This window comes from Acinetobacter sp. C26M (assembly GCF_023702675.1).
Taxonomy (GTDB): Bacteria; Pseudomonadota; Gammaproteobacteria; order Pseudomonadales; family Moraxellaceae; genus Acinetobacter.
Window position 1 is genome coordinate 3,322,331 of record NZ_CP098478.1, and the last position, 20,182, is coordinate 3,342,512.

Annotated in this window: 18 protein-coding genes; 9 read left to right on the plus strand and 9 right to left on the minus strand. The window is 38.7% G+C overall.

The window, feature by feature from the left end:
• Window positions 1-104: 104 nt before the first annotated feature.
• From aspS to NDN11_RS15220, 5 genes are all read left to right on the plus strand, one after another.
• Window positions 105-1,886 carry an aspartate--tRNA ligase gene (gene aspS / locus NDN11_RS15200; protein WP_251110113.1) on the plus strand — a complete coding sequence of 594 codons (1,782 nt, stop codon included), beginning with the start codon at window positions 105-107 and terminating at the stop codon, window positions 1,884-1,886.
• A gap of 123 nt (window positions 1,887-2,009) precedes the next feature.
• On the plus strand, window positions 2,010-2,231 hold the full coding sequence (locus NDN11_RS15205; protein ID WP_005269244.1) for a hypothetical protein: 222 nt from the start codon (window positions 2,010-2,012) through the stop codon (window positions 2,229-2,231).
• A 4-nt stretch (window positions 2,232-2,235) separates the two neighbouring features.
• Window positions 2,236-3,105, plus strand: coding sequence for a lysophospholipid acyltransferase family protein (locus NDN11_RS15210; RefSeq protein ID WP_251110114.1), 870 nt, complete (start codon window positions 2,236-2,238; stop codon window positions 3,103-3,105).
• A gap of 129 nt (window positions 3,106-3,234) precedes the next feature.
• Window positions 3,235-4,008, plus strand: coding sequence for a glycosyltransferase family 32 protein (locus NDN11_RS15215; RefSeq protein ID WP_167249912.1), 774 nt, complete (start codon window positions 3,235-3,237; stop codon window positions 4,006-4,008).
• A gap of 304 nt (window positions 4,009-4,312) precedes the next feature.
• Complete coding sequence (locus tag NDN11_RS15220; RefSeq protein WP_251110115.1) at window positions 4,313-5,089, plus strand: glycosyltransferase family 32 protein; 777 nt, start codon at window positions 4,313-4,315, stop codon at window positions 5,087-5,089.
• A gap of 6 nt (window positions 5,090-5,095) precedes the next feature.
• On the opposite strand, the gene NDN11_RS15225 is transcribed toward NDN11_RS15220, so the two are convergent.
• On the minus strand, window positions 5,096-5,884 hold the full coding sequence (locus tag NDN11_RS15225; RefSeq protein WP_251110116.1) for a glycosyltransferase family 25 protein: 789 nt from the start codon (window positions 5,882-5,884) through the stop codon (window positions 5,096-5,098).
• A gap of 70 nt (window positions 5,885-5,954) precedes the next feature.
• On the opposite strand from NDN11_RS15225, the gene NDN11_RS15230 reads away from it, so the two are divergent.
• The gene (locus NDN11_RS15230) at window positions 5,955-6,962 is read left to right on the plus strand and encodes a glycosyltransferase family 2 protein (protein WP_251110117.1); all 1,008 of its coding nucleotides are present in this window, start codon (window positions 5,955-5,957) and stop codon (window positions 6,960-6,962) included.
• 36 nt (window positions 6,963-6,998) lie between these two features.
• Here the strand turns inward: NDN11_RS15230 and NDN11_RS15235 are convergent, their stop codons facing one another.
• From NDN11_RS15235 to NDN11_RS15250, 4 genes are all read right to left on the minus strand, one after another.
• Window positions 6,999-7,778, minus strand: a complete 780-nt coding sequence (locus tag NDN11_RS15235; protein ID WP_251111557.1) for a glycosyltransferase family 25 protein — start codon at window positions 7,776-7,778, stop codon at window positions 6,999-7,001.
• Between the two features lie 91 nt (window positions 7,779-7,869).
• A complete protein-coding gene (locus NDN11_RS15240) occupies window positions 7,870-8,784 on the minus strand; it encodes a glycosyltransferase family 32 protein (protein WP_251110118.1) in 915 nt (304 codons plus the stop codon).
• Window positions 8,785-8,857: 73 nt separating this feature from the next.
• On the minus strand, window positions 8,858-9,616 hold the full coding sequence (locus tag NDN11_RS15245) for a glycosyltransferase family 25 protein (protein ID WP_251110119.1): 759 nt from the start codon (window positions 9,614-9,616) through the stop codon (window positions 8,858-8,860).
• Between the two features lie 3 nt (window positions 9,617-9,619).
• The gene (locus NDN11_RS15250; protein WP_251110120.1) at window positions 9,620-10,618 is read right to left on the minus strand and encodes a stealth family protein; all 999 of its coding nucleotides are present in this window, start codon (window positions 10,616-10,618) and stop codon (window positions 9,620-9,622) included.
• A gap of 373 nt (window positions 10,619-10,991) precedes the next feature.
• Between NDN11_RS15250 and NDN11_RS15255 the strand changes: the two genes are divergently transcribed.
• From NDN11_RS15255 to NDN11_RS15265, 3 genes are read left to right on the plus strand one after another with little or no spacing between them, the layout of a single operon-like run.
• On the plus strand, window positions 10,992-11,873 hold the full coding sequence (locus NDN11_RS15255) for an ATP-grasp fold amidoligase family protein (protein ID WP_167249926.1): 882 nt from the start codon (window positions 10,992-10,994) through the stop codon (window positions 11,871-11,873).
• A gap of 34 nt (window positions 11,874-11,907) precedes the next feature.
• Window positions 11,908-13,077 (plus strand): nucleotide sugar dehydrogenase, encoded by a 1,170-nt coding sequence (locus tag NDN11_RS15260; RefSeq protein WP_167249931.1) that lies wholly within the window; start codon window positions 11,908-11,910, stop codon window positions 13,075-13,077.
• Window positions 13,074-14,099 carry an NAD-dependent epimerase gene (locus tag NDN11_RS15265; RefSeq protein ID WP_251110121.1) on the plus strand — a complete coding sequence of 342 codons (1,026 nt, stop codon included), beginning with the start codon at window positions 13,074-13,076 and terminating at the stop codon, window positions 14,097-14,099. Before NDN11_RS15260 ends, NDN11_RS15265 begins: the two co-directional genes overlap by 4 nt.
• Window positions 14,100-14,186: 87 nt before the next feature.
• On the opposite strand, the gene NDN11_RS15270 is transcribed toward NDN11_RS15265, so the two are convergent.
• The 4 genes from NDN11_RS15270 to NDN11_RS15285 form a co-directional block, all read right to left on the minus strand.
• The gene (locus NDN11_RS15270; protein WP_251110122.1) at window positions 14,187-14,942 is read right to left on the minus strand and encodes a glycosyltransferase; all 756 of its coding nucleotides are present in this window, start codon (window positions 14,940-14,942) and stop codon (window positions 14,187-14,189) included.
• Between the two features lie 176 nt (window positions 14,943-15,118).
• Window positions 15,119-16,045, minus strand: a complete 927-nt coding sequence (locus NDN11_RS15275) for a branched-chain amino acid transaminase (protein ID WP_004652473.1) — start codon at window positions 16,043-16,045, stop codon at window positions 15,119-15,121.
• Between the two features lie 30 nt (window positions 16,046-16,075).
• Entirely contained in the window at window positions 16,076-18,823 is a 2,748-nt protein-coding gene (gene glnE, locus NDN11_RS15280) for a bifunctional [glutamate--ammonia ligase]-adenylyl-L-tyrosine phosphorylase/[glutamate--ammonia-ligase] adenylyltransferase (RefSeq protein ID WP_251110123.1), read from the minus strand.
• A gap of 72 nt (window positions 18,824-18,895) precedes the next feature.
• Window positions 18,896-20,167: a sensor histidine kinase gene (locus NDN11_RS15285; protein ID WP_251110124.1), complete on the minus strand. Its 1,272-nt coding sequence runs from the start codon at window positions 20,165-20,167 to the stop codon at window positions 18,896-18,898.
• Window positions 20,168-20,182: the final 15 nt, after the last annotated feature.

A 20,182-nucleotide genomic window follows, 5' to 3' on the forward strand; every position in this document is an offset into this window, starting at 1 on the left:
CTTGAGACTATACGTCCAACAAGGCATAATCTCCCCTTCATTGGTGCTGCGCTGTTTACGCATTCACCTTCTACAGCCAATATAGTTTGGATAAATAATTCAATATGATGCGCACTCATTACTGTGGCTCTTTAACAGAAGCCCAAATCGATCAAACAGTTACTTTATGCGGATGGGTTCACCGTCGCCGTGACCATGGTGGTGTGATTTTCCTTGATATGCGTGACCGTGATGGTCTCGTTCAGGTCGTTATCGATCCAGATACGCCTGAAGCATTCGCAACAGCAGATAAAGCACGTTCAGAATTTGTATTAAAAATTACAGGTCGTGTACGTCGTCGCTATGAAGGTACTGAAAATGCCAACATGGTGAGTGGTCAAATTGAAGTTTTAGGTAAAGATATCGAGGTTCTAGCAGCTTCTGATACGCCGCCATTCCCATTGAATGATGAAAACACCAATATTTCAGAAGAAATACGTTTGAAATATCGTTTCTTGGACATCCGTCGTCCAGAAATGTTAGAGCGCTTACGTTTCCGTTCTAAAGTCACTAACTTGATCCGTAACTATTTTGAAGATCATGGTTTCTTAGACGTTGAAACACCAATTTTGACACGCGCAACCCCAGAAGGTGCACGTGACTATCTCGTGCCAAGCCGTGTTTCAAATGGTAGCTTCTACGCACTTCCACAATCACCACAATTGTTCAAACAGTTGTTGATGGTGGGTGGTATCGACCGTTATTACCAGATTGCTAAATGTTTCCGTGACGAAGATTTACGTGCGGATCGTCAGCCTGAATTTACCCAAATCGACGTTGAAACATCGTTCATGAGTGACGATGACATCATGGATTTAATGGAAGGCTTAACGGTTAAAATGTTCAATGAATTATTGAATGTAAAATTCGATAAATTTGAACGTATGACCTATGCCGACGCAATGCGTGACTATGCATCTGACAAACCAGATATGCGTATTCCATTGAAACTGGTTGACGTTGCAGACTTGATGCAAGACGTAGAGTTCAAAGTCTTTGCTGGTCCTGCAAAAGATCCTAAAGGCCGTATCGTTGCTTTACGTGTTCCTGGTGCTGGTTCATTGCCACGTAGTGCGATTGATGAATACACCAAATTTGTTGGCATCTACGGTGCAAAAGGCTTGGCGTACATCAAAGTCAACGAACTTGAAAAAGGTATTGAAGGTCTTCAATCTCCAATCGTTAAATTCATCGAGCCAATCGTGCTTGATCTATTAAAACGTGTTGGCGCTGAAAATAGCGACATCGTGTTCTTTGGTGCGGATAAAGCTAAAGTTGTAAATGATGCGATGGGCGCACTCCGTGTGAAAATCGGTCATGACTTGAAGCTGACTACTTGCGAGTGGGCTCCACTTTGGGTTGTTGACTTCCCGATGTTCGAAGAAACTGATGATGGTAAATGGACTTCTGTTCACCACCCATTCACACTACCAAAATCAAGTGTTGAAGAAGTGAAGAGCAATCCAGGTGAAGCCCTTTCTGTTGCATACGATATGGTCCTGAACGGTACTGAAATCGGTGGTGGTTCGCTTCGTATCTATACTTTAGAAATGCAGAAAGCAATTTTTGAAGCTTTAGGGATTGGTGAAGAAGAAGCAGAAGAAAAATTCAGCTTCTTATTGAATGCACTCCGTTATGGTGCGCCTCCACACGGTGGTTTGGCATTTGGTCTTGACCGTTTAATCATGTTAATGACGGGCGCATCTTCGATTCGTGATGTGATTGCATTCCCGAAAACCAAGACAGCTGAATGTCCATTGACTCAAGCACCTGCACCAGTTGAAGCAAACCAATTGCGCGACTTAGGTATTCGTTTACGCGAAAAAGCAAAAGCTGAAGAAAAATAAACCATAGGTTTATGATTCAAATAGAACCCTGCTCTATGCAGGGTTTTTTATATTCGAGTTTTGCTTTGCGAACATGGCAGCTAGTGGCATAATAGACTGCTTTTTTATTGAGAGATCCGTCTTATGGCAATGCGTCCTGATGTACGTCGACATGCAATTGTAATTATTGTATTTTCACTTGCTCAATGGTTTTTCATGCGTTACATCTTGGCAAATGAACTCTTCAATATGGATACCAATCAACGCATTTTATACTTCTGTGTAAGTAGCTTGGCGGGTGCTCTGCTGATTTTTGTCGCATTAATCTATATGGTGCTTAAGGGCAACGTAGACAAACAAGACTAAGATCATGTCGTTTTACGCTACCCTACTTCGTATTCTCCCTTTAACACTTTTGCGTAGTATCGCAAAAGTGGTGGCCTACTTTATCAATCAAAATCCGAATAAAAGTATGCTGTGGAAAACCAGAATCAATTTAGGACTAGCTTATCCTCAACTTAGTCCAGAACAAAAAGAACAGCTCGCCAGAGAAAGCGTCACCAAACAATGCCTCAGTTATATTGAATCTGGAAAATGCTGGGCGATGCCACCTGAATGGAGCATCCAGCAGATTCATACGGTACATCATTTAGAAGTATTAACAGATGCGCTCAGTGATCCAAGAGGTGCACTGATTATTACTCCGCATTTGGGTACATGGGAAATGATGAATGCTTGGGTGCATCAATACGGCATTCCAACCATTATGTACAAACCAATGAAAGATTCTGGCTTTAATGCATTTGCCTTGCATGCGCGTCAGCGTCTTAACGCCACATTAGTCCCAACTGATGCATCTGGTGTAAAGGCCTTGTTTAAAAATCTGAAGCAAGGTGGTTTCAGTGTCATCTTGCCCGATCATGTCCCAGATCCGTCTGGCGGTGTCATTGTTCCTTTTTTTGGGATTCCATGCCTAACCAGCACGCTTGCCAGTAAAATGGCACAAAAAACCCAATGTCGCCTAGTCGGCTTAAGTTGTTTCCGTCGTGAAGATGGCGAAGGTTTTGATGTCTATTGTGATGATCTGAATGATCCAAAATTATATAATCGAGATATCGAAATTGCCACAACAGCACTTAATCAAGCAGTTGAACAGATGATCAATCGCTTTCCTGCTGAATATATGTGGGGTTATAAACGGTTTAGAGGTGAATCAACTAATAAAGATCATTATAGATAATCAAAACTTATTTTTATGAATTCCATCGTCAACTTAGTTCAAATCAATTCAGATTAAAACGCTAGAACTACAAAAACTTAATAAAACAATGATATATTATCATTCTGTTTAGACTTACTCTTTACCTAAATGATTCCTAAAATTATTCATTATTGTTGGTTTGGAAAAAAGAATATTCCAGAACCATTACAACACTATATCAATGGTTGGAAAGAAAAATGTCCCGATTGGGAAGTTAAGCTATGGAATGAAGAAAATTTCGATATTAATAGCCACCCTTTTACCCGATCTGCATATCAACAAGAAAAATATGCTTTTGTTTCAGATTATGTACGTGCATGGGCATTATATGAATTTGGAGGTGTTTACTTAGATACGGATGTCGAAATCAAGTTACCAATCGATAATTTCTTAAGTTATGAAGCATTTAGCGGCTTTGAAGGAGTTGACTTACCTTTTACTGCTGTATGGGGGTCAATACCAAAGCACAGTTTTTCAAAAAAAATCTTAGACTACTACCATAATAAAACTTACTCTAATCAATCTCCTCCTAATACTCTATTTATTTCAGATATTCTCACTACTGATTTCCATATAGATAAAAAAACAGATTCTTATCAAGTTGGAAGTGATAATAAAAATATTATTCATATTTTTCCATCGAACTATTTCTGTTTAGATCTCCCAATAAACTACACGACACACCATTTTGTTGGCTCATGGATAGAAGACCACCACAATAGAAAACCATATAAGCAACAACTACATAATAAATACTACTCAAACAAGCTAGAAAATGATTTTTTTTGTGAAAAAGATCAACTAAAGAAAATAGCTAAAAAAATAAACCTAAGCCAACTATTAATAATTATACGTTACTACGTCCGGGCAAAGATAAAATAAGAATCAAAAAAGGTTGCATATTAAAGCATATGCAACCTCTTGATATAAAAGTTAAAGCTATAAAGACGATATTTCATAAAGATTCGGAGGCGATAGAGCCACACCATTCTTAATTTCTATAGCCACTCACTCAAAAATATAAAGTGCTTGAGCTAACTTTTTAGACTTATCTAAAAGTACATCACTTTAATGTATAAAAAACAGATAAATTGAATATAAAATTATGTACTAAAAATGCTATGACAATCATAATTATAAAAATAATGGTATATTATCCAGATATCTTAGACTTAAATTCTATTCCATGATCCCCAAGATTATTCACTACTGTTGGTTTGGAGGAAAAAAAATTCCCGAACCACTACAACACTATATCAACGGCTGGCAAGAGAAATGTCCTGATTGGGAAATTAAGCTATGGAATGAAGAAAATTTCAACATTAACAGCCATCCTTTTGCTCAAAAAGCATATGAAGAAAGAAAGTATGCCTTTGTCTCAGACTACGTTAGAGCATTTGCATTAAATGAGTTTGGAGGGGTTTACTTAGATACAGATGTTGAAATTAAACACTCGATAGATGAATTTCTAGGACTAGAAGCATTTAGCAGTTTTGAAATTGACGCGATTCCTTTCACTTCTGCCGTATGGGGAAGTATTCCTCATCACTCACTCACCAAAAGAATGTTAGATTATTATGACTCAAAGATTTACAGTCACGATGAACCACCCAATACAGTTACGATCAGCAATCTTCTAACCAACTTTTATGCAATTGACCCGCATAAAGATGAGAATCAGATTGGCAATGATGGATCCAATAAAATTCATATTTTCTGTTCTTCTTATTTCTGTTTAGATCTTCCTCAAAATTATACCACTCATCACTTTATTGGCTCATGGTTAGATAAAGATAAAAAAGAAAGCTACAAAGAAAAAGTACATACCGTACATTATACAAATAAAGTTTTAACCGAAAATGTAGCAACAGATAAAATTTTCTTAAAGAATTTGGCAAAAAAAATAAATATTACAAGCCTATTTAACTTGATTCGATATTATCTAAAATATAAGTTCAAGTAGCTTAGACTACTTGAACTCTATTTTCTTTTTGAAAATTTTATAATGCAAACTGTAAATTTGAACAAAAAACCGATAGATCTCTCTTTTTATTTTTAAGCTTATTTTATTTATTTTTACAGGAGAAATCATTTCATTTTTATGTCTTTCTGAACGATCTTTCTGAAGGCAACTCACAAATTTAATATCTTTATTATAAATAAAGTCTTGAATACATAGTGCTGGCTGCATCTGATATATTACTTTATTGGCAATATAGCTATCAAACATAATATCATCAATTGGTTTTACAACATCCAATCCACTAATATAATCAAATAAATTTCTAGCTCCTGCATTGGAAATAATATAACCAGCTGTGCCCAAATGCCTCCCTTTTAAAATAAATAGGGACCTATCATTAATAATATCTTTTTTAGAAAAAAGCTCAACCTGAACCGAATCTGAAAATGCTTCAAGTTTAATAACCTCTGCACTTTCAGGTATCCAGGAGCTATCTTTTAGAAACGATTTTGCTTTTGAACCTAAATAAATATCATCTTCAAAAATTGCCATATAGGGTAAGTTATTATCAATTACTTTTTTCCACAAAGAGAGATGGCTTAAAAGACAACCTATCTCACCTTTTGTTAAAGAACAATTTTTAAGTTCGATTCCTGTATTTTTAAGTGCCTCATCAATCTGATGAGGTTCAATAGCATCAAAATATTGAAATTCAATTTGTTGAGTCATAAATTGCTTATTTATATGCACCCTTCTTTCAAGTGCATTTTTTAAGCTAACGACAGAAATATCCATTCAATGCTCTCTTCTCAGGATCTTGCTAACAACGTACTGTTATTTGAGTAATTATAGGATAAAATAGGATATGACTCAAATTCGCTATATCCCTTCGATGATCTGTTTAAGTATTATTATTCCTGTATACAATGTTGAAAAATACATTCATGAATGTCTGCTAAGTGCATGCAATCAAATAGAAAATAATATCGAAGTTATTATTATCAACGATGGTTCAACTGACCGATCCGCACAAATTATTGATGATTTTATAGACAAACTACCCAATTCGCTCAAACAGAATTTTGTAGTCATTCACCAAAAAAACCTAGGTGTAAGTCATGCGCGAAATAATGGCGTACAGAGTGCTAATGGTAGCTATATAACCTTTATAGACTCCGATGACATCATTGCTGACCAATATATTTCTAAGATATTGTCTGCGATTCAGAAATTTCCTGATCTGATCCAGTTTAATGCATATTGTTTTTTCGAGGGTGCGCCTGAAAAAAACTATCATCTATCCCAACCGTCATTATCTGGTCTACACAAGGTCAACGATGAATTACTTCGCAATATTTTCAATCAAAACAATTGGTTCTCTTGGCTAAGAGTATTTAAACGAGAGTTACTTCTCAATAATCCATTCCCAACAGATATGACCCATTTTGAAGATGCATTTATTGTATCGAAGATACTTACTGAAATTGAGAGTGTATTTATAATTAAAGATAGCATTTATAATTATAGAATTTTAGAAAGTAGTGCTACGCGCGAGAATAATCTAGCAACAAAAAATAAGCTATTAAATAGTTGCTCTGTTTTAATTAAAGAACTAATTAAAAATACTAAAAAAAATGAAGTATTTGCAATACCACTACTTCATTTTTCTTACATCTACCTAGATGAATCAAAAAAAAGTAAAGGTTATTTTATTACGAATAAAAACTGGAAAGAAATCAAAAAAGAAATGAAAGGTTTAAAAGTTAATCTCAGTATTATACAAACAAAAAGAGAGAAACTTTTATTTATATTTCTAGACTTCGGCATTTTCGGCCACTATTTAGCCAGAAAACTAAGCAAAGTTATAAAATAAATACCCAAGAGTAGCAATATATTCTTGGGAAACCCCTTACTTAAATCCAACAGTCTTAAAGAAAATAAGATTTCTGATTTGTTGAAAAATTCGACTTAATTCTAAAAAGATTTTATCCAGCCCTGTTTTTTTATCATAATGTCTTCTGGTTAAGCGTTCTTTATACAAATGACTTGCAAAACGCACACTATCCTTTGTAGAAAAGAGTGTTACGTCTTGGATACACAAGGCTGGTTTCATCTGAGATACAGATAAAATTTTATCTTGAATAAGCTTTTCAAACATCAAGTGATCCAAGGCAATCAACTTATCCAATGACTGAATGTAGCTGATTAATTGCTTAGCCCCATGTAAAGAAAGAATATAACCAGCCGTCCCAAGGTTCTTACTTTTAAGCTCAAAAAGTGCTCTATCAGGCTCACTATTAAAGGTTTTAATCTTTTGTCCTAATGCAACTTTGGAGGTAAATTCTTCAATCTTGATCAGATGCCAATTAGAGTCAATCCAAGAGTTATCCGTAAGAAATACTTTAACATTTTCACCTAAATAAATATCATCTTCGAAAATAGCCATATGTGGAATATTCTCGTTGATCATTTTATTCCACAAGAAAACATGGCTCATAAAGCATGCAACTTCACCTTTTGTTAAAGACTGTCTATCAACGTTTAAGTTAAGTTCTTTCGCAAAAAGAGCTGCTGGCTCAGGAGTCAAAGCATCAAAAAAGTCAAAACTTATACTTTTTTTACCAAACTCACTACAAATATGTTCTCTACGTTCACTGGCCGTCGAGAGACTAATAACAAATTTTTTCATAGTAGTAAAAAACTGAAGATTAGTCATATTTTACTACCTTTTTGAATAAGCTTCACCACCAATTCATATGGGCAGCGAAGTTGTCTAAAAGTTAAGAAAGATCAAGCAGAGAACCATCCAGATACATTCCCTTTTCATAATAATGGCTCAGGGTTTTTCTTTCCTTACCGGCAAGCTTAATCAATCTTGGCATTTCCTGAGGCGGGTAATTGATTGCCATATCAATCAGCACTTTTTCTTTGACCCATTGATGCTTCACTTGGAAAAATAAGGCATTTTTATCACAGTTAATCAAACTCATACTTGGTAAATGGCTACGCATCACCTTCTGACAAGCCACATAGGCAACCAAATATTCTAAACGACCAATCTGTTGAAATAAGTCCTGATATTGTGGCTCTGTTTGCTTAAGTTGCTGTAGATAAGCTTTAGGGCTCATTTCAATGGCTTTTGCCAACTCATTGAACCACGCTTTAAAGAAGATATTTTTCTCTGTACTGGCCAGTAACCAGTTCTCTAATACGGGAAACTCTTTAAGGGTGGTGTTCTTCGCACGATAGTAGGCAAAGCTATTGGTTTGATTCTTCAACACTAACGCTTGAATCCAGTCCAAACTCTCATAAACAATCGTACTGGCATCTAGCCAAATGCCACCATGTTGATAAATCAGCTCAAAACGGATGAGATCAGCTTTTTGCTGAGGTGTTGCATGTTGAAAGCGCTCATAGTCAATGTCACAAAAATCCTTAACGGTATCAGGGGTTAAAAAATTAACCTCATAGTCCGGATTGGTTTTTTTCACTTGCTCAACACATTGTTCAACAAAGCTTGAAAGTTTCCCTTCCCAATACATCCAGATTTTTTTAGGAATCACCGCATTTTGCACAATCGGATTAAGAACAATTAAATCGGCTTCATTATCTATTGCTTCATTCACTCCTCTCTTTTTATTCGAATACATCGTATAAAACTTTAAGAGATAGAATATTTTTTTAAATATTTTCATAGAGGGAACTCAGCAAAAATCAAATCACTTGTGCTTTTCATGTCATGCCAATGATTTACACATATCACTTTCATTAAAGGAAGAGATGCTTAAAAGCATAAAAACGGTCACGCCACATTCTTTTCTGCTTCTTGAAACCATGAGACGAATCACGATTTTCTAAATCCTTACGCTGAATCCCCTGACTTGCAACAGTACCTAAAATATCACTGTCTAAACCTGCTGGTTTTACAAAAGGTTGCCAAACGCCTAGACCTTTACCATTTTTACTGAGCCAGCCTTGGAAGAAGATATCGACAGGAACATGAATTTGTTTCCCAACTTTTACAAACTCTTCTGCACCTTTGCGAGACCAAAGCAATCCGACCCCACGAATCGGAAAATAGTAAGCATGCCATAATTGATATTGATCTATCTGGATAATGTCTTTTGCTAATTTTTTCTTTTTAGCAGCCATATTTACCACGTACCAATCTAATTCTTTATGCTGATCTAAATAGTTAAGAAGCGAATCAAGATTCTGCTTAAAGTTGGGTAGAACCTGAATATCATCTTCTAACACCACCAAATAATCAGCATCAGTTTCAAGAAATTTTTCAGCACAGCCATAGTGGCTCAGATAACAACCTAATTCAGAATTAATCAGACTACGCCCTAAAATTTTCTGTGCTTCTACATCATCATAATTTGTAAACTCTGATAAAGGCTTACCACGACCATCGTAGGCAGCAAAGCGGGTAAATGGCCAACCTTCGTGCTGCAATTGGGCCGTTGCACTGGCTAGACGCTGATCACTGCCATCAAGGTTAATTAGATAAGTTTCAACTTTCATCATTTATCCTTTGGCCGTTTCAGCCAATAAAACGTTGGGTATATAGCCTGCCAATTTTTGATTTAAAGCTGCATAAATTTCTGTCGCTGCCACATCACTCAATTGATCTAGACTTTGCATGCACCCATATTTAATTTGTTCATTACCCAAGCTTTGCAAGAAGCTGCTTAAACTGCTTTCATTTTTCAAATAGGCAATATCAAGATCAGGCTTTAACAAGGCCTCATCTTTTTGAATTTTCAAATGATTCATCAATGAAATCGGATTAATTTGCTCGACACTGCGAAATTTATACTGAATCTGCTTTTCCAGAAATGTCGGATGCTCTAGTAAATAGTCTTGTAATATTTTACGGTCAACCGCGTGTGGATAATGGTGAATCTCAAAAAACTTTTTAAATCCAAGCATATCTGCCCCCAACATTTGAGCAATCATATGTTTAGGTTGAATGGGCTTATTAAAATATTGATTTAACAATTGACGGTACCAAAGCTTGGCCTTGAGCGCAAAACTGCTCTGCCAATGCCCGTAAATCACCATTTTCTGATCGACAAGAATATCTTCCAGCTGCGCAGGTGCGTTAAAAAAGAAATCATCATTCAAATAGAAAAAATAATCCGATAATCCCTGAATATTCCAAAGCATGGTTTCAATCGAACGTGTATTGAAAGTCGGCAAGTATTGTTCATAACCCGCAAAAATTTCGCGATGATCTACAATGCGAATTTTACCTGCTTCACAAATCCCATCCGTTATAAAATCATCAATCCACTGTGGTTGCTGACCATCGGTCACAATATAGATATGTCGGCAAAATGGGACATATTTCAAAATAGATGCAACGTTATAATAAATTTCATGGTTGCTGGCAAAGCGAGTATCACTAATAGCATCAGAAGCTAATACTTTGCCCTGATACTGCATGCGCTTCTGCTTTAACTTTGGATCATTGCCATCCACCCAAGCAATCACCACATCAACCGGTTGCATCATTTCACTCATCAATTCACTCTTAAACGATTAGAAGGCACAAGAATCGGCCAAACATGTTTAATCTAGGACTACATGATAACATCACTGATCTGTTCACAGGCAGTCTCTTTTCGTAATGCTAGGCATCTTGATCATGTAATCATTCCATATAAATCAATATATTATAATTATTAAAATTCTCACATCAGAGAAGTGCTCATGCATCGCGCAATTTAGCCAATTTAGCAAGTTTATTAATCGCAACTTAAACTCTGACAATCCCTAACAAAATCAAACCTTTTGGAATCATTTCTCATCAATATTTACGACATTTTTATTAGACGAATTTAGGTATTTTTATTATAATTACAGGTTACTTTAATGGGATTTAATCTTTTGACTGATGATTTATAATTACTTTGAGTATCAAGCAAAAATAATTAGAACTAAATTTGTTTCAGATAAAGCGTATCTGACTAAACGGTTTATCTGCAAATTAGGTTATACCCCTAATTTTTGCTCGCCAAAAAGCTTCAATGAAAAAGTTACTGCCCGAATGATTTTTGAGCGAAGTCCGCTATTCACAAAATTAGCAGACAAATGCGCAGTCAGACAGCTGGTTTCAGCAAAAGTCGGTGATGCCTATTTTGTTCCATTGATTGGCATTTACAAATGTATTGATGAGATTGATTTTAATCAGTTACCCAATCAATTTGTTTTAAAGTGTACCCATGACAGTGGCAGCGCCATGATCTGCCGCGACAAGAGCAAATTTAGTGTAGAAGCAGCAACAGCTAAAATCAAAAATCATCTCAAAATGAACATGTATTTTAGAAAGCGTGAATGGCACTACAAAGATATTTGCCCTAAAGTGCTGGTTGAGGAATATGTTGAGCTCTATGTCGACCCTACCAGCCAATCCACCATTACTACGTGTCGTGTGCACTGTTTTGAAGGCCGTCCCGAATATTTGGAAATTGATGTTCAAGATGCTCAAGGCAATGACTACTCAAATATGTATGACACTCAATGGCAGTTACAGCCATTTCGGGTCGATCTTAAAGAAAACTCTCCTTCCGCTTTAACGGCACCGAAGCAATTGCAAGAAATTATTCAACTGTCAGAAAAGCTTTGTTTTGCGTATGGTTATAGCCGAATTGACTTCCTATTGTCTCAAGATCATGTGTATTTTAGTGAAATCACCCTCACTCCGAATGCAGGGCGAATGGTCATTACACCAGTAGAATGGGATTTAAAATTAGGCTCACTCTGGTTATCCTATTAGCCGTTCATCATGTATTAGAATCTGTTAGGTATTTATGAAAATAGCGATTGCTGGAACAGGATATGTCGGATTGTCAAATGCTATGCTATTTGCACAACACCATGAAACCATTGCACTTGATATCCTACAAAGTAAAGTAGATTTGCTGAACGACAAAATATCACCGATTCAAGATCATGATATTTCACTCTTTTTAAAAGAAAAAAACTTAAATTTCACAGCCACCACTGATCAGCAACTGGCTTATCAAGATGCTGATTTTATTATTATTGCCACCCCAACCGATTACGATCCACAAACCAATTATTTTAATACGCAAAGTGTAGAAAGTGTCATCCAAGATGTTTTGGCAGTCAATCCAAATGCGACTATGATCGTTAAATCAACAGTGCCTGTTGGTTTCACTGAACAAGTCAAAAACAAATATCAAACCCAAAACATTATTTTCTCACCAGAGTTTTTACGTGAAGGCAAAGCACTACACGACAACCTTTATCCTTCGCGGATTATTGTCGGTGAACAGTCTGAACGTGCCCAGCAATTTGCAGACCTACTGGTCGAAGGTGCGATCAAGCAGGATATTCCTGTATTGCTGACTCACTCGACCGAGGCTGAAGCAATTAAGCTATTTGCCAATACCTATTTAGCAATGCGGGTTGCCTTCTTCAATGAACTAGATACTTATGCACAAAGCTTTGGTCTAGATACGAAACAAGTAATTGATGGCGTTTGTCTCGATCCTCGTATTGGTAGCCACTACAACAACCCGTCTTTTGGCTACGGCGGCTATTGTCTGCCAAAAGATACCAAGCAATTACTGGCTAACTATAACAACGTCCCAAGCAATCTGATTAAAGCCATTGTCGATGCCAATCGCACTCGTAAAGATTTTATTGCAGATTCAGTTCTCGCACGAAATCCAAGTACGGTGGGAATTTACCGTTTAGTGATGAAAAGTGGCTCTGACAATTACCGTGCCTCAGCTATTCAAGGCGTGATGAAGCGACTAAAGGCGAAAGGTCTGGAGATTATTATTTATGAACCAACCTTTCATGAAGACAGCTTCTTTAAGTCAAAAGTCACTCAGGATCTAAATGAATTCAAACAATCTTGCGATGTGATTATTGCCAATCGCCTCTCCAATGAATTGCTAGATGTACAAGATAAAGTTTATACCCGAGATATTTTTGGAGGCGATGAATGAAAGTTCTAGTCACAGGTGCTGCTGGATTCATCGGCTTTAGTGTTGCAAAAAAACTGCTGGAACGCGGTGATAATGTGGTCGGTTTTGATAACTTCAACGATTATTATGATCCATCACTGAAAGAGGCACGTGCTCAGCAATTGCAACTACTGGCTGAACGCAACGATACAGGCAGTTTCACTCTGATTCGTGACAATCTCGCCAATAAAGCTGTGGTGGATCAATGCTTCCAAGATCATACTTTTGATCGTGTCATTCATTTGGCTGCACAAGCAGGTGTACGTTACTCATTGGAGAACCCGCATAGCTACGTGGAAAGCAATCTGATTGCGTTTACCAATATTTTAGAAGCTTGTCGCTATGCAGAAACGCCGCACTTGACCTATGCAAGTACCAGTAGTGTGTACGGTGCCAATACTACCATGCCATTTAGCGAACAACACGGCGTGGATCATCCTTTACAATTCTATGCTGCAACTAAACGCGCCAATGAATTAATGGCACATAGCTACAGTCATTTATTTAAATTGCCAACCACAGGGTTACGCTTCTTTACCGTCTATGGCCCGTGGACGCGTCCAGATATGGCCTTATTTAAGTTCACTAAGAACATTTTTGAAGGTAAACCGATTCCAGTATTTAATCACGGCAATCACACACGTGACTTCACCTATATCGATGATATTGTTGAAGGGATCATTCGTACCAGCGACAAGATTGCAACACCTGATGAGACTTGGGACAGCAACCATCCAAACCCTGCAACCAGCAATGCCCCATTTAGAATTTTCAATATTGGTAACAACCGTACGGTGAAACTGATTGAATACATTCAGGCCATTGAAAAAGCAGCAGGCAAAGAAGCGATTTTAGACCTTCTCCCCCTCCAGCCAGGTGATGTGCCAGATACCTTTGCTGATAGCTCTGCGCTAGAAAACTATGTGGACTATAAACCCGCCACTTCGGTGGTTGATGGAGTGAAAAACTTTGTCGATTGGTATCGCCAATACCACAATATTTAACAACCCTTAAAGCAAAAAAAATCAGGCATTCCGCCTGATTTTTTTATCCTATTCATCTATTCAATTTCAAGATAAATAACACTTGAATTATTGCCAAGACTCTTTAATCCAATCCGATGGCAATACATAGCGATACCACTTACCACCGCCACCACTGATCGCATCAGGTGGGTTAATCTCACCATGGAAAATAATAATTTTTGCACCTTTCGGTTTTACAGGTGGCTGGAAATAAGCAAATGGCACTCGTCTTAAACAGTGGTATTTATAGCTTTTGCACCACTCTTTATTCCAATAACTCAATTTGCCTTCTTTATGCACAAACCAAGACAGGTACTCTTGTTCATTACGGAACTTTTGACTGATCTCTTTAAAGTTTGCACGGAAGTACGGCAAAATATCAGGGAAAGCGCCCAGTTTAAAACGATAAACCGAACTATTGCCTGTGATACGCCAAGGGCGTTTCCAGTCGTGAATCACCAAGAACTCACCTTCCGCTTGGAAGAAGCAGTCAATATTATCAATGATCACTACATCCAGATCGAGGAATAAAGCATTTCCTTTTAAGCCATACAGATCAGGTTCAAAGGTCGACAGTTTATTCCAGCCACGCTCAGGGCTACCAGCAGGTAAATCTAAAGATGGAATTGGGAAACATTGAACATTCGGGTCAATACCTTCGGTACGATCCGTTAAGCACACCATTTTAAAAGGCAAAGTCAAATGACGTTTGACCATGTTATACAAACGGTTGACGTACTCAGCACCATACTTGGTTCCCCACTTCATGCATAAGATCACATTGTCTTCATGAGTTGCCGAATTTTGTTGAATATCTACCATCTGATAACCTTAAATGCTTGAGATACGAGGCTACACTTTGTCCAAAAAAACAAAAAGTGTTCAATCATATGCACTGAATATACGCTCATCTTAGCATAGAGCGGATTGTTTTTTTTAGTATTAATTCGTCAATAAAAAAGCGAAGCCTAAGCTTCGCCTTTGTGCACGATTACAGCTTATTTAATATAAGTTAACCAGTGCGCATATTTGTCATTGCGACCTTGTACTGCGTCAAAGAAAGTCTTTTGAATCACAGTGGTAATCGGACCACGCGAACCACAACCGATTTCACGGTCATCATATTCACGGATTGGCGTCACTTCCGCGGCAGTACCGGTAAAGAATGCTTCATCTGCAATGTAGAATTCATCACGGGTAATACGGCGTTCCACCACTTCATAACCAAGGTCTTTAGCAATGGTAATCACGGTTTGACGGGTAATCCCTTCTAACGCGCCACCTGCTAAATCAGGGGTATGCAAGACACCATCTTTGATCAGGAATACGTTCTCGCCCGCACCTTGGCAAACAAAGCCTTGTGGGTCAAGCAACATTGCTTCGTCATAACCTGAACGCGCTACTTCCTGATGAGCCAAGATCGACACCGTATAGTTACCACATGCTTTTGCTTTACACATGGTCACGTTTGGATGGTGATGCGTGAATGAAGAGGTTTTTACACGAATACCACGTGCCATTGCTTCTTCACCTAGGTATGCACCCCAACCCCATGCTGCAACCGCGGCATGAATGGTGTTGTCAGTTGCGGCAATACCGAGTTTTTCAGAACCAATCCAAATCAATGGACGTAAATAGCAAGATGCTAATTTATTTTCACGAACCACATCAATTTGTGCTTGTTCTAGTGTCGCTTGATCAAATGGAACATTCATTTGATAAATTTTTGCTGAATTTAATAAGCGTTTAGTATGATCTTGCAAACGGAAGATTGCTGTACCATTCGGTGTTTCGTAAGCTCTGACGCCTTCAAAGACACCCATGCTGTAGTGTAGTGTGTGAGTTAAGACGTGAATTTTTGCATCACGCCAATCAACTAATTTTCCATCTTGCCAAATAAAACCATCACGATCAGCCAAACTCATCGCATATACTCCATTTTCTTTTTTACACAATTATTCACTTTCCAATGCTTGCGCAGTTGGATCAATTAATCTTTGCCATAACTTGCAAACGATCTCGCGGGTATCGTGCCAATCCGCAGCATTGACTTGCATAGATTGATTTGCAAGCGCTAGACGGTGGCTCTCAGCTCGTTCACGGAGATAAGCGTGTATTAATGCTGTGGCATCTTCACTGGATAAGCAGCCTGCTTTAGCAGCATCTTCTAGAATTCTTACATTATCGGAAAAATGGGCGAGATCTGTATTCGTCCCACTCCATGCAAGCACAGCATACTGTGCCATAAATTCGATATCAACGATACCACCTGAGTCCTGTTTTAAATGAAAAATCCCATGTTTTTTTTGCTCAGAAGATGATCCCAAATGATCCTTCATCTTTTGGCGCATTTTCAACACTTCTTCACGCACTACATTTTCATCACGTACTTGGGTCAGGATTTGGCAGCGGATCTGTTCAAATTGCGTGCATAATCCACTATCTCCCGCAATCGAGCGAGCACGCACCAAGGCTTGATGCTCCCATAACCAGGCACTTTTTTGTTGATATTGCTCATAAGCTTTTAAACTGGTGACCAACATCCCTGCTTCACCTGAAGGTCGAAGACGGGTATCAATTTCATAAACACGACCATCTAGGGTCTGCGTGGTCATTAAAGACATAAACTTTTGTGCAACACGAATGGCAAACTCAGCACCACTAATGCCCTTACGCCCATCAGTTTCACTATGTTCTTCAAAGGCATGGATAAATACTAAATCTAAGTCTGAGCCATAGCCCAATTCAATGCCACCTAATTTACCATAGGCAATCACGGCGAAGCCTTTGCTATCAAGACTACAACGCTGCCCATTATTTCCGACTGGATAACCATGACGCTGCGCAACTGCCTCATAAGCCAAGCGTAAAGTCGCTTGTACACTCACTTCGGCAATATCAGTGAGTGCATCAGAGACTTTCATCAACGGACTTTCTGCAAGCACATCACTGGCGGCAACTGTCAGTACATTGCTCTTTTTAAATAAGCGGAGCACTCGCATTTGATCTTCAACTTGATCAATCTCGATGCGTAGCAACTGTTGACGCAGTGAATCTTCCAGATCTTTGCGTTGCGGCAGACCAAAATCCATCGATAAAAATTCATCGAGCAAAACTGGATACTGCGCCAGTTCCTCACAAATCCATGGACTGACCGTTGCCATCTTGACCAGTCGCTGTAAAGCACCACGGCTTTCCATCAGCATCACCAGATAAACCGTACGACGTAGCACCGATTCGACCAATGGCATCAAACGTAACAGTGCCATTTGCGGTTGATCCGACTGTAAAATCGCTTCGATCAAATGCGGCCAGAATTTCTTTAAACGCTCTAAGGCACTGGCAGGGATTTTGCGTAATGCCTGACCATGCCAAAAGTTTTGAATCAAGCTCTTGGCATCATCATCCAGTACGGCATGGAGTTTTTGTTCAAGCTGTACAAAATCATCAACAGGTTCAGCAAATTCTTTTTCCTGAATCAATTGTTTAAACTGTACTTTGACCTTGGCACGTTTCTGATTGAGTACATCCAAGAACGAAGCCCAATCAGCAAAACCCAATGTATCCAACATGCGCTGTCTCAATTCAGGCTCAGTTGGTAAGGATTGAGTCTGCTGATCATTCAAAGCTTGAATCGCGTGTTCGACTCGTCTTAGGAATAGATAGGCATCTTCCAGATCAATTACCGCTTGCTGATCCAATAATTCTGCTTCACCCAAGTGATGCAAATTGACCAAACATTGTCGATCTTGTAGTTCGCGCTTCGATCCACCATAGATCAACTGGAACACCTGCACGATGAACTCGATTTCACGAATCCCGCCTGCACCGAGCTTAATATCCTCTTCGATATTACGGCGCATGACCTCACGTTCGATCATGGCTTTCATTTCACGCATAGCAGCAAAAGCGGAATAATCGACATAGCGACGGAACACAAACGGACGTGACATGTCTAGTAATTCTTCGCCCGCTTTGCCACCTGTAATCACGCGCGCCTTAATCCATGCATAACGTTCCCATTCACGCCCATGCTGACTCAGATATTTTTCTAATCCGCTATGGCTAATTGCCAGCGCTGAACCATCACCCCACGGACGCAAACGCATATCGACACGGAACACAAAACCATCTGCGGTAATATGATCAAGCAGATAAATCAGCTTCTGCCCCCACAGAATACAGAACTGCTGTACATCAATACATTTACGTCCATTGGTTTCGCCTTGTTCATCGAAGGCAAAAATCAGGTCAATATCACTAGAAAGATTCAGCTCTTGCGCACCGAGCTTGCCCATACCAATCACAATCAGATCTTGTAACTGACCTGAATAACCGATGGGTTCACCATGTTTAGCTAATAAAGGTGGTAATGCAAAAGCTTTGGCGGCACAAATACTGGCATCGGCAAAATCGGATAGCTCACGTGTCAACGTCACCACATTGGTGAGTTGATTGGCATCTTGCCAAATCCAGCGAAACATGAGCTTGGCACGGAGTACGCGTAACGCTTTCATCCATGATTGTTCATCAGTGACTTCAGCTACTGCCAATTGCACTTTTTGATAGATGGTTTCGGTCGACAGCGAGTCCAGAAATTGATCTTCGGAATAGTCTTGTTCTAATTGTAATTTGTATAAATTTAAAACTTGTTCAGCATATTGGCTTGCAACTAAGGTTTTTTGTAGCTGTTGCGCATTCATATAAAAAGGCTCGACTGATGTCATGTCATCTAAGTTAGTTATATCAGTTACAAGCTTATCTTTAAAATCTCTTTAGACTAATTTCGCTTTGCTTTTTTGTTGATCCGTACATAAATCAACCTGTTCACGTTCGATTGGCAGCAACACGGTAAACACCGTGCCTTCGCCCTCATTGGAGCTGACATTGATTTCACCCAAATTCATTTCCACAAAGCGCTTACACAAGCTTAAGCCCAGCCCTGCGCCCTTCTCTCCTGCGGTGCCTTTATAACTCATGGTAATCCGTGGCTGGAACAGATCGTTGATTTGTTGTTGAGTCATGCCGAGACCAGTGTCTTTGACATAGACTTCAACATAAGTGCCTTTATTTTGTGCTTGGATATAGACTTTGCCCGTACCATCGACATCGGTAAATTTCAGCGCGTTAGAGACCAAGTTCTGAATGACCGAAGTGATCATATTCATATCGGCATAGACTTTAAGATTTTCATCGACTTCATTAATCAGTTGAATATTCTTCTTAATCGCTAAAGTTTTGAGAATATCGGTCACGATATTAGTGATCTGTCGCAGCTTAAAGTTGATGGGGTGATAGACAAAACGCCCACCTTCGGCCATCGCCCAATTCAGCAAGCTTTCCAACAAGTTATAGGTCGACTGTGATGTATCATAAAGATAGTCGGCAATATTCTGAATGCTCGACTCATCTAAGGTTTCGCGTTCTTTGGCTAAGATTTCCGAGAAGCCCAATAGCCCATGAAATGGTGCACGTAGGTCATGGGAAATAATGGAAAAGAATTTAGTTTTACTAAAATTGAGTGCAGCCTCTTGTTCGTATAATTCTTTCAGCTCATCATGGTTAAACTTCAATTCCAGTTGTTGCATGAAGTTGACGCAATGTTCTTGCAGGAGTTGTTTTTGTAGATCGCTAAAGCCTTGTGCAGCTTCATCAAACAGGATGATATAACCCAGTGAGGTTTGGTCTGGATGCCTGAGATGTAGCGCGACCGCAGTTTGGATTTTCTTTTTTAGGGGTGCGAGAAATGCCAGTAAGGTTGAGTATTGCGGATGATCGCTATCAACCAGATCACCATTCACAAATAAGGTATTTAGACTTTTGGTAATTTTTGCAGAATCAATGGCTTTGAGTTTTTCAGGGCAACGGTGCCACAGGTAAGGTTCTTGATGAAATGCCAGCAATGCGGTACTGGCTTGCATCAGTTTTCGGTTGAACTGTAAAAATTGCTCAAGCAAATTCTGCTCTGAAGTTAGCCCCAAAGAAAGAGAGATTTTACAAGCACTTAACTTTTCGGCTTGCTGTAGTTCTAATAATTGAATCGTCATTCCCGCCTCTCGAAT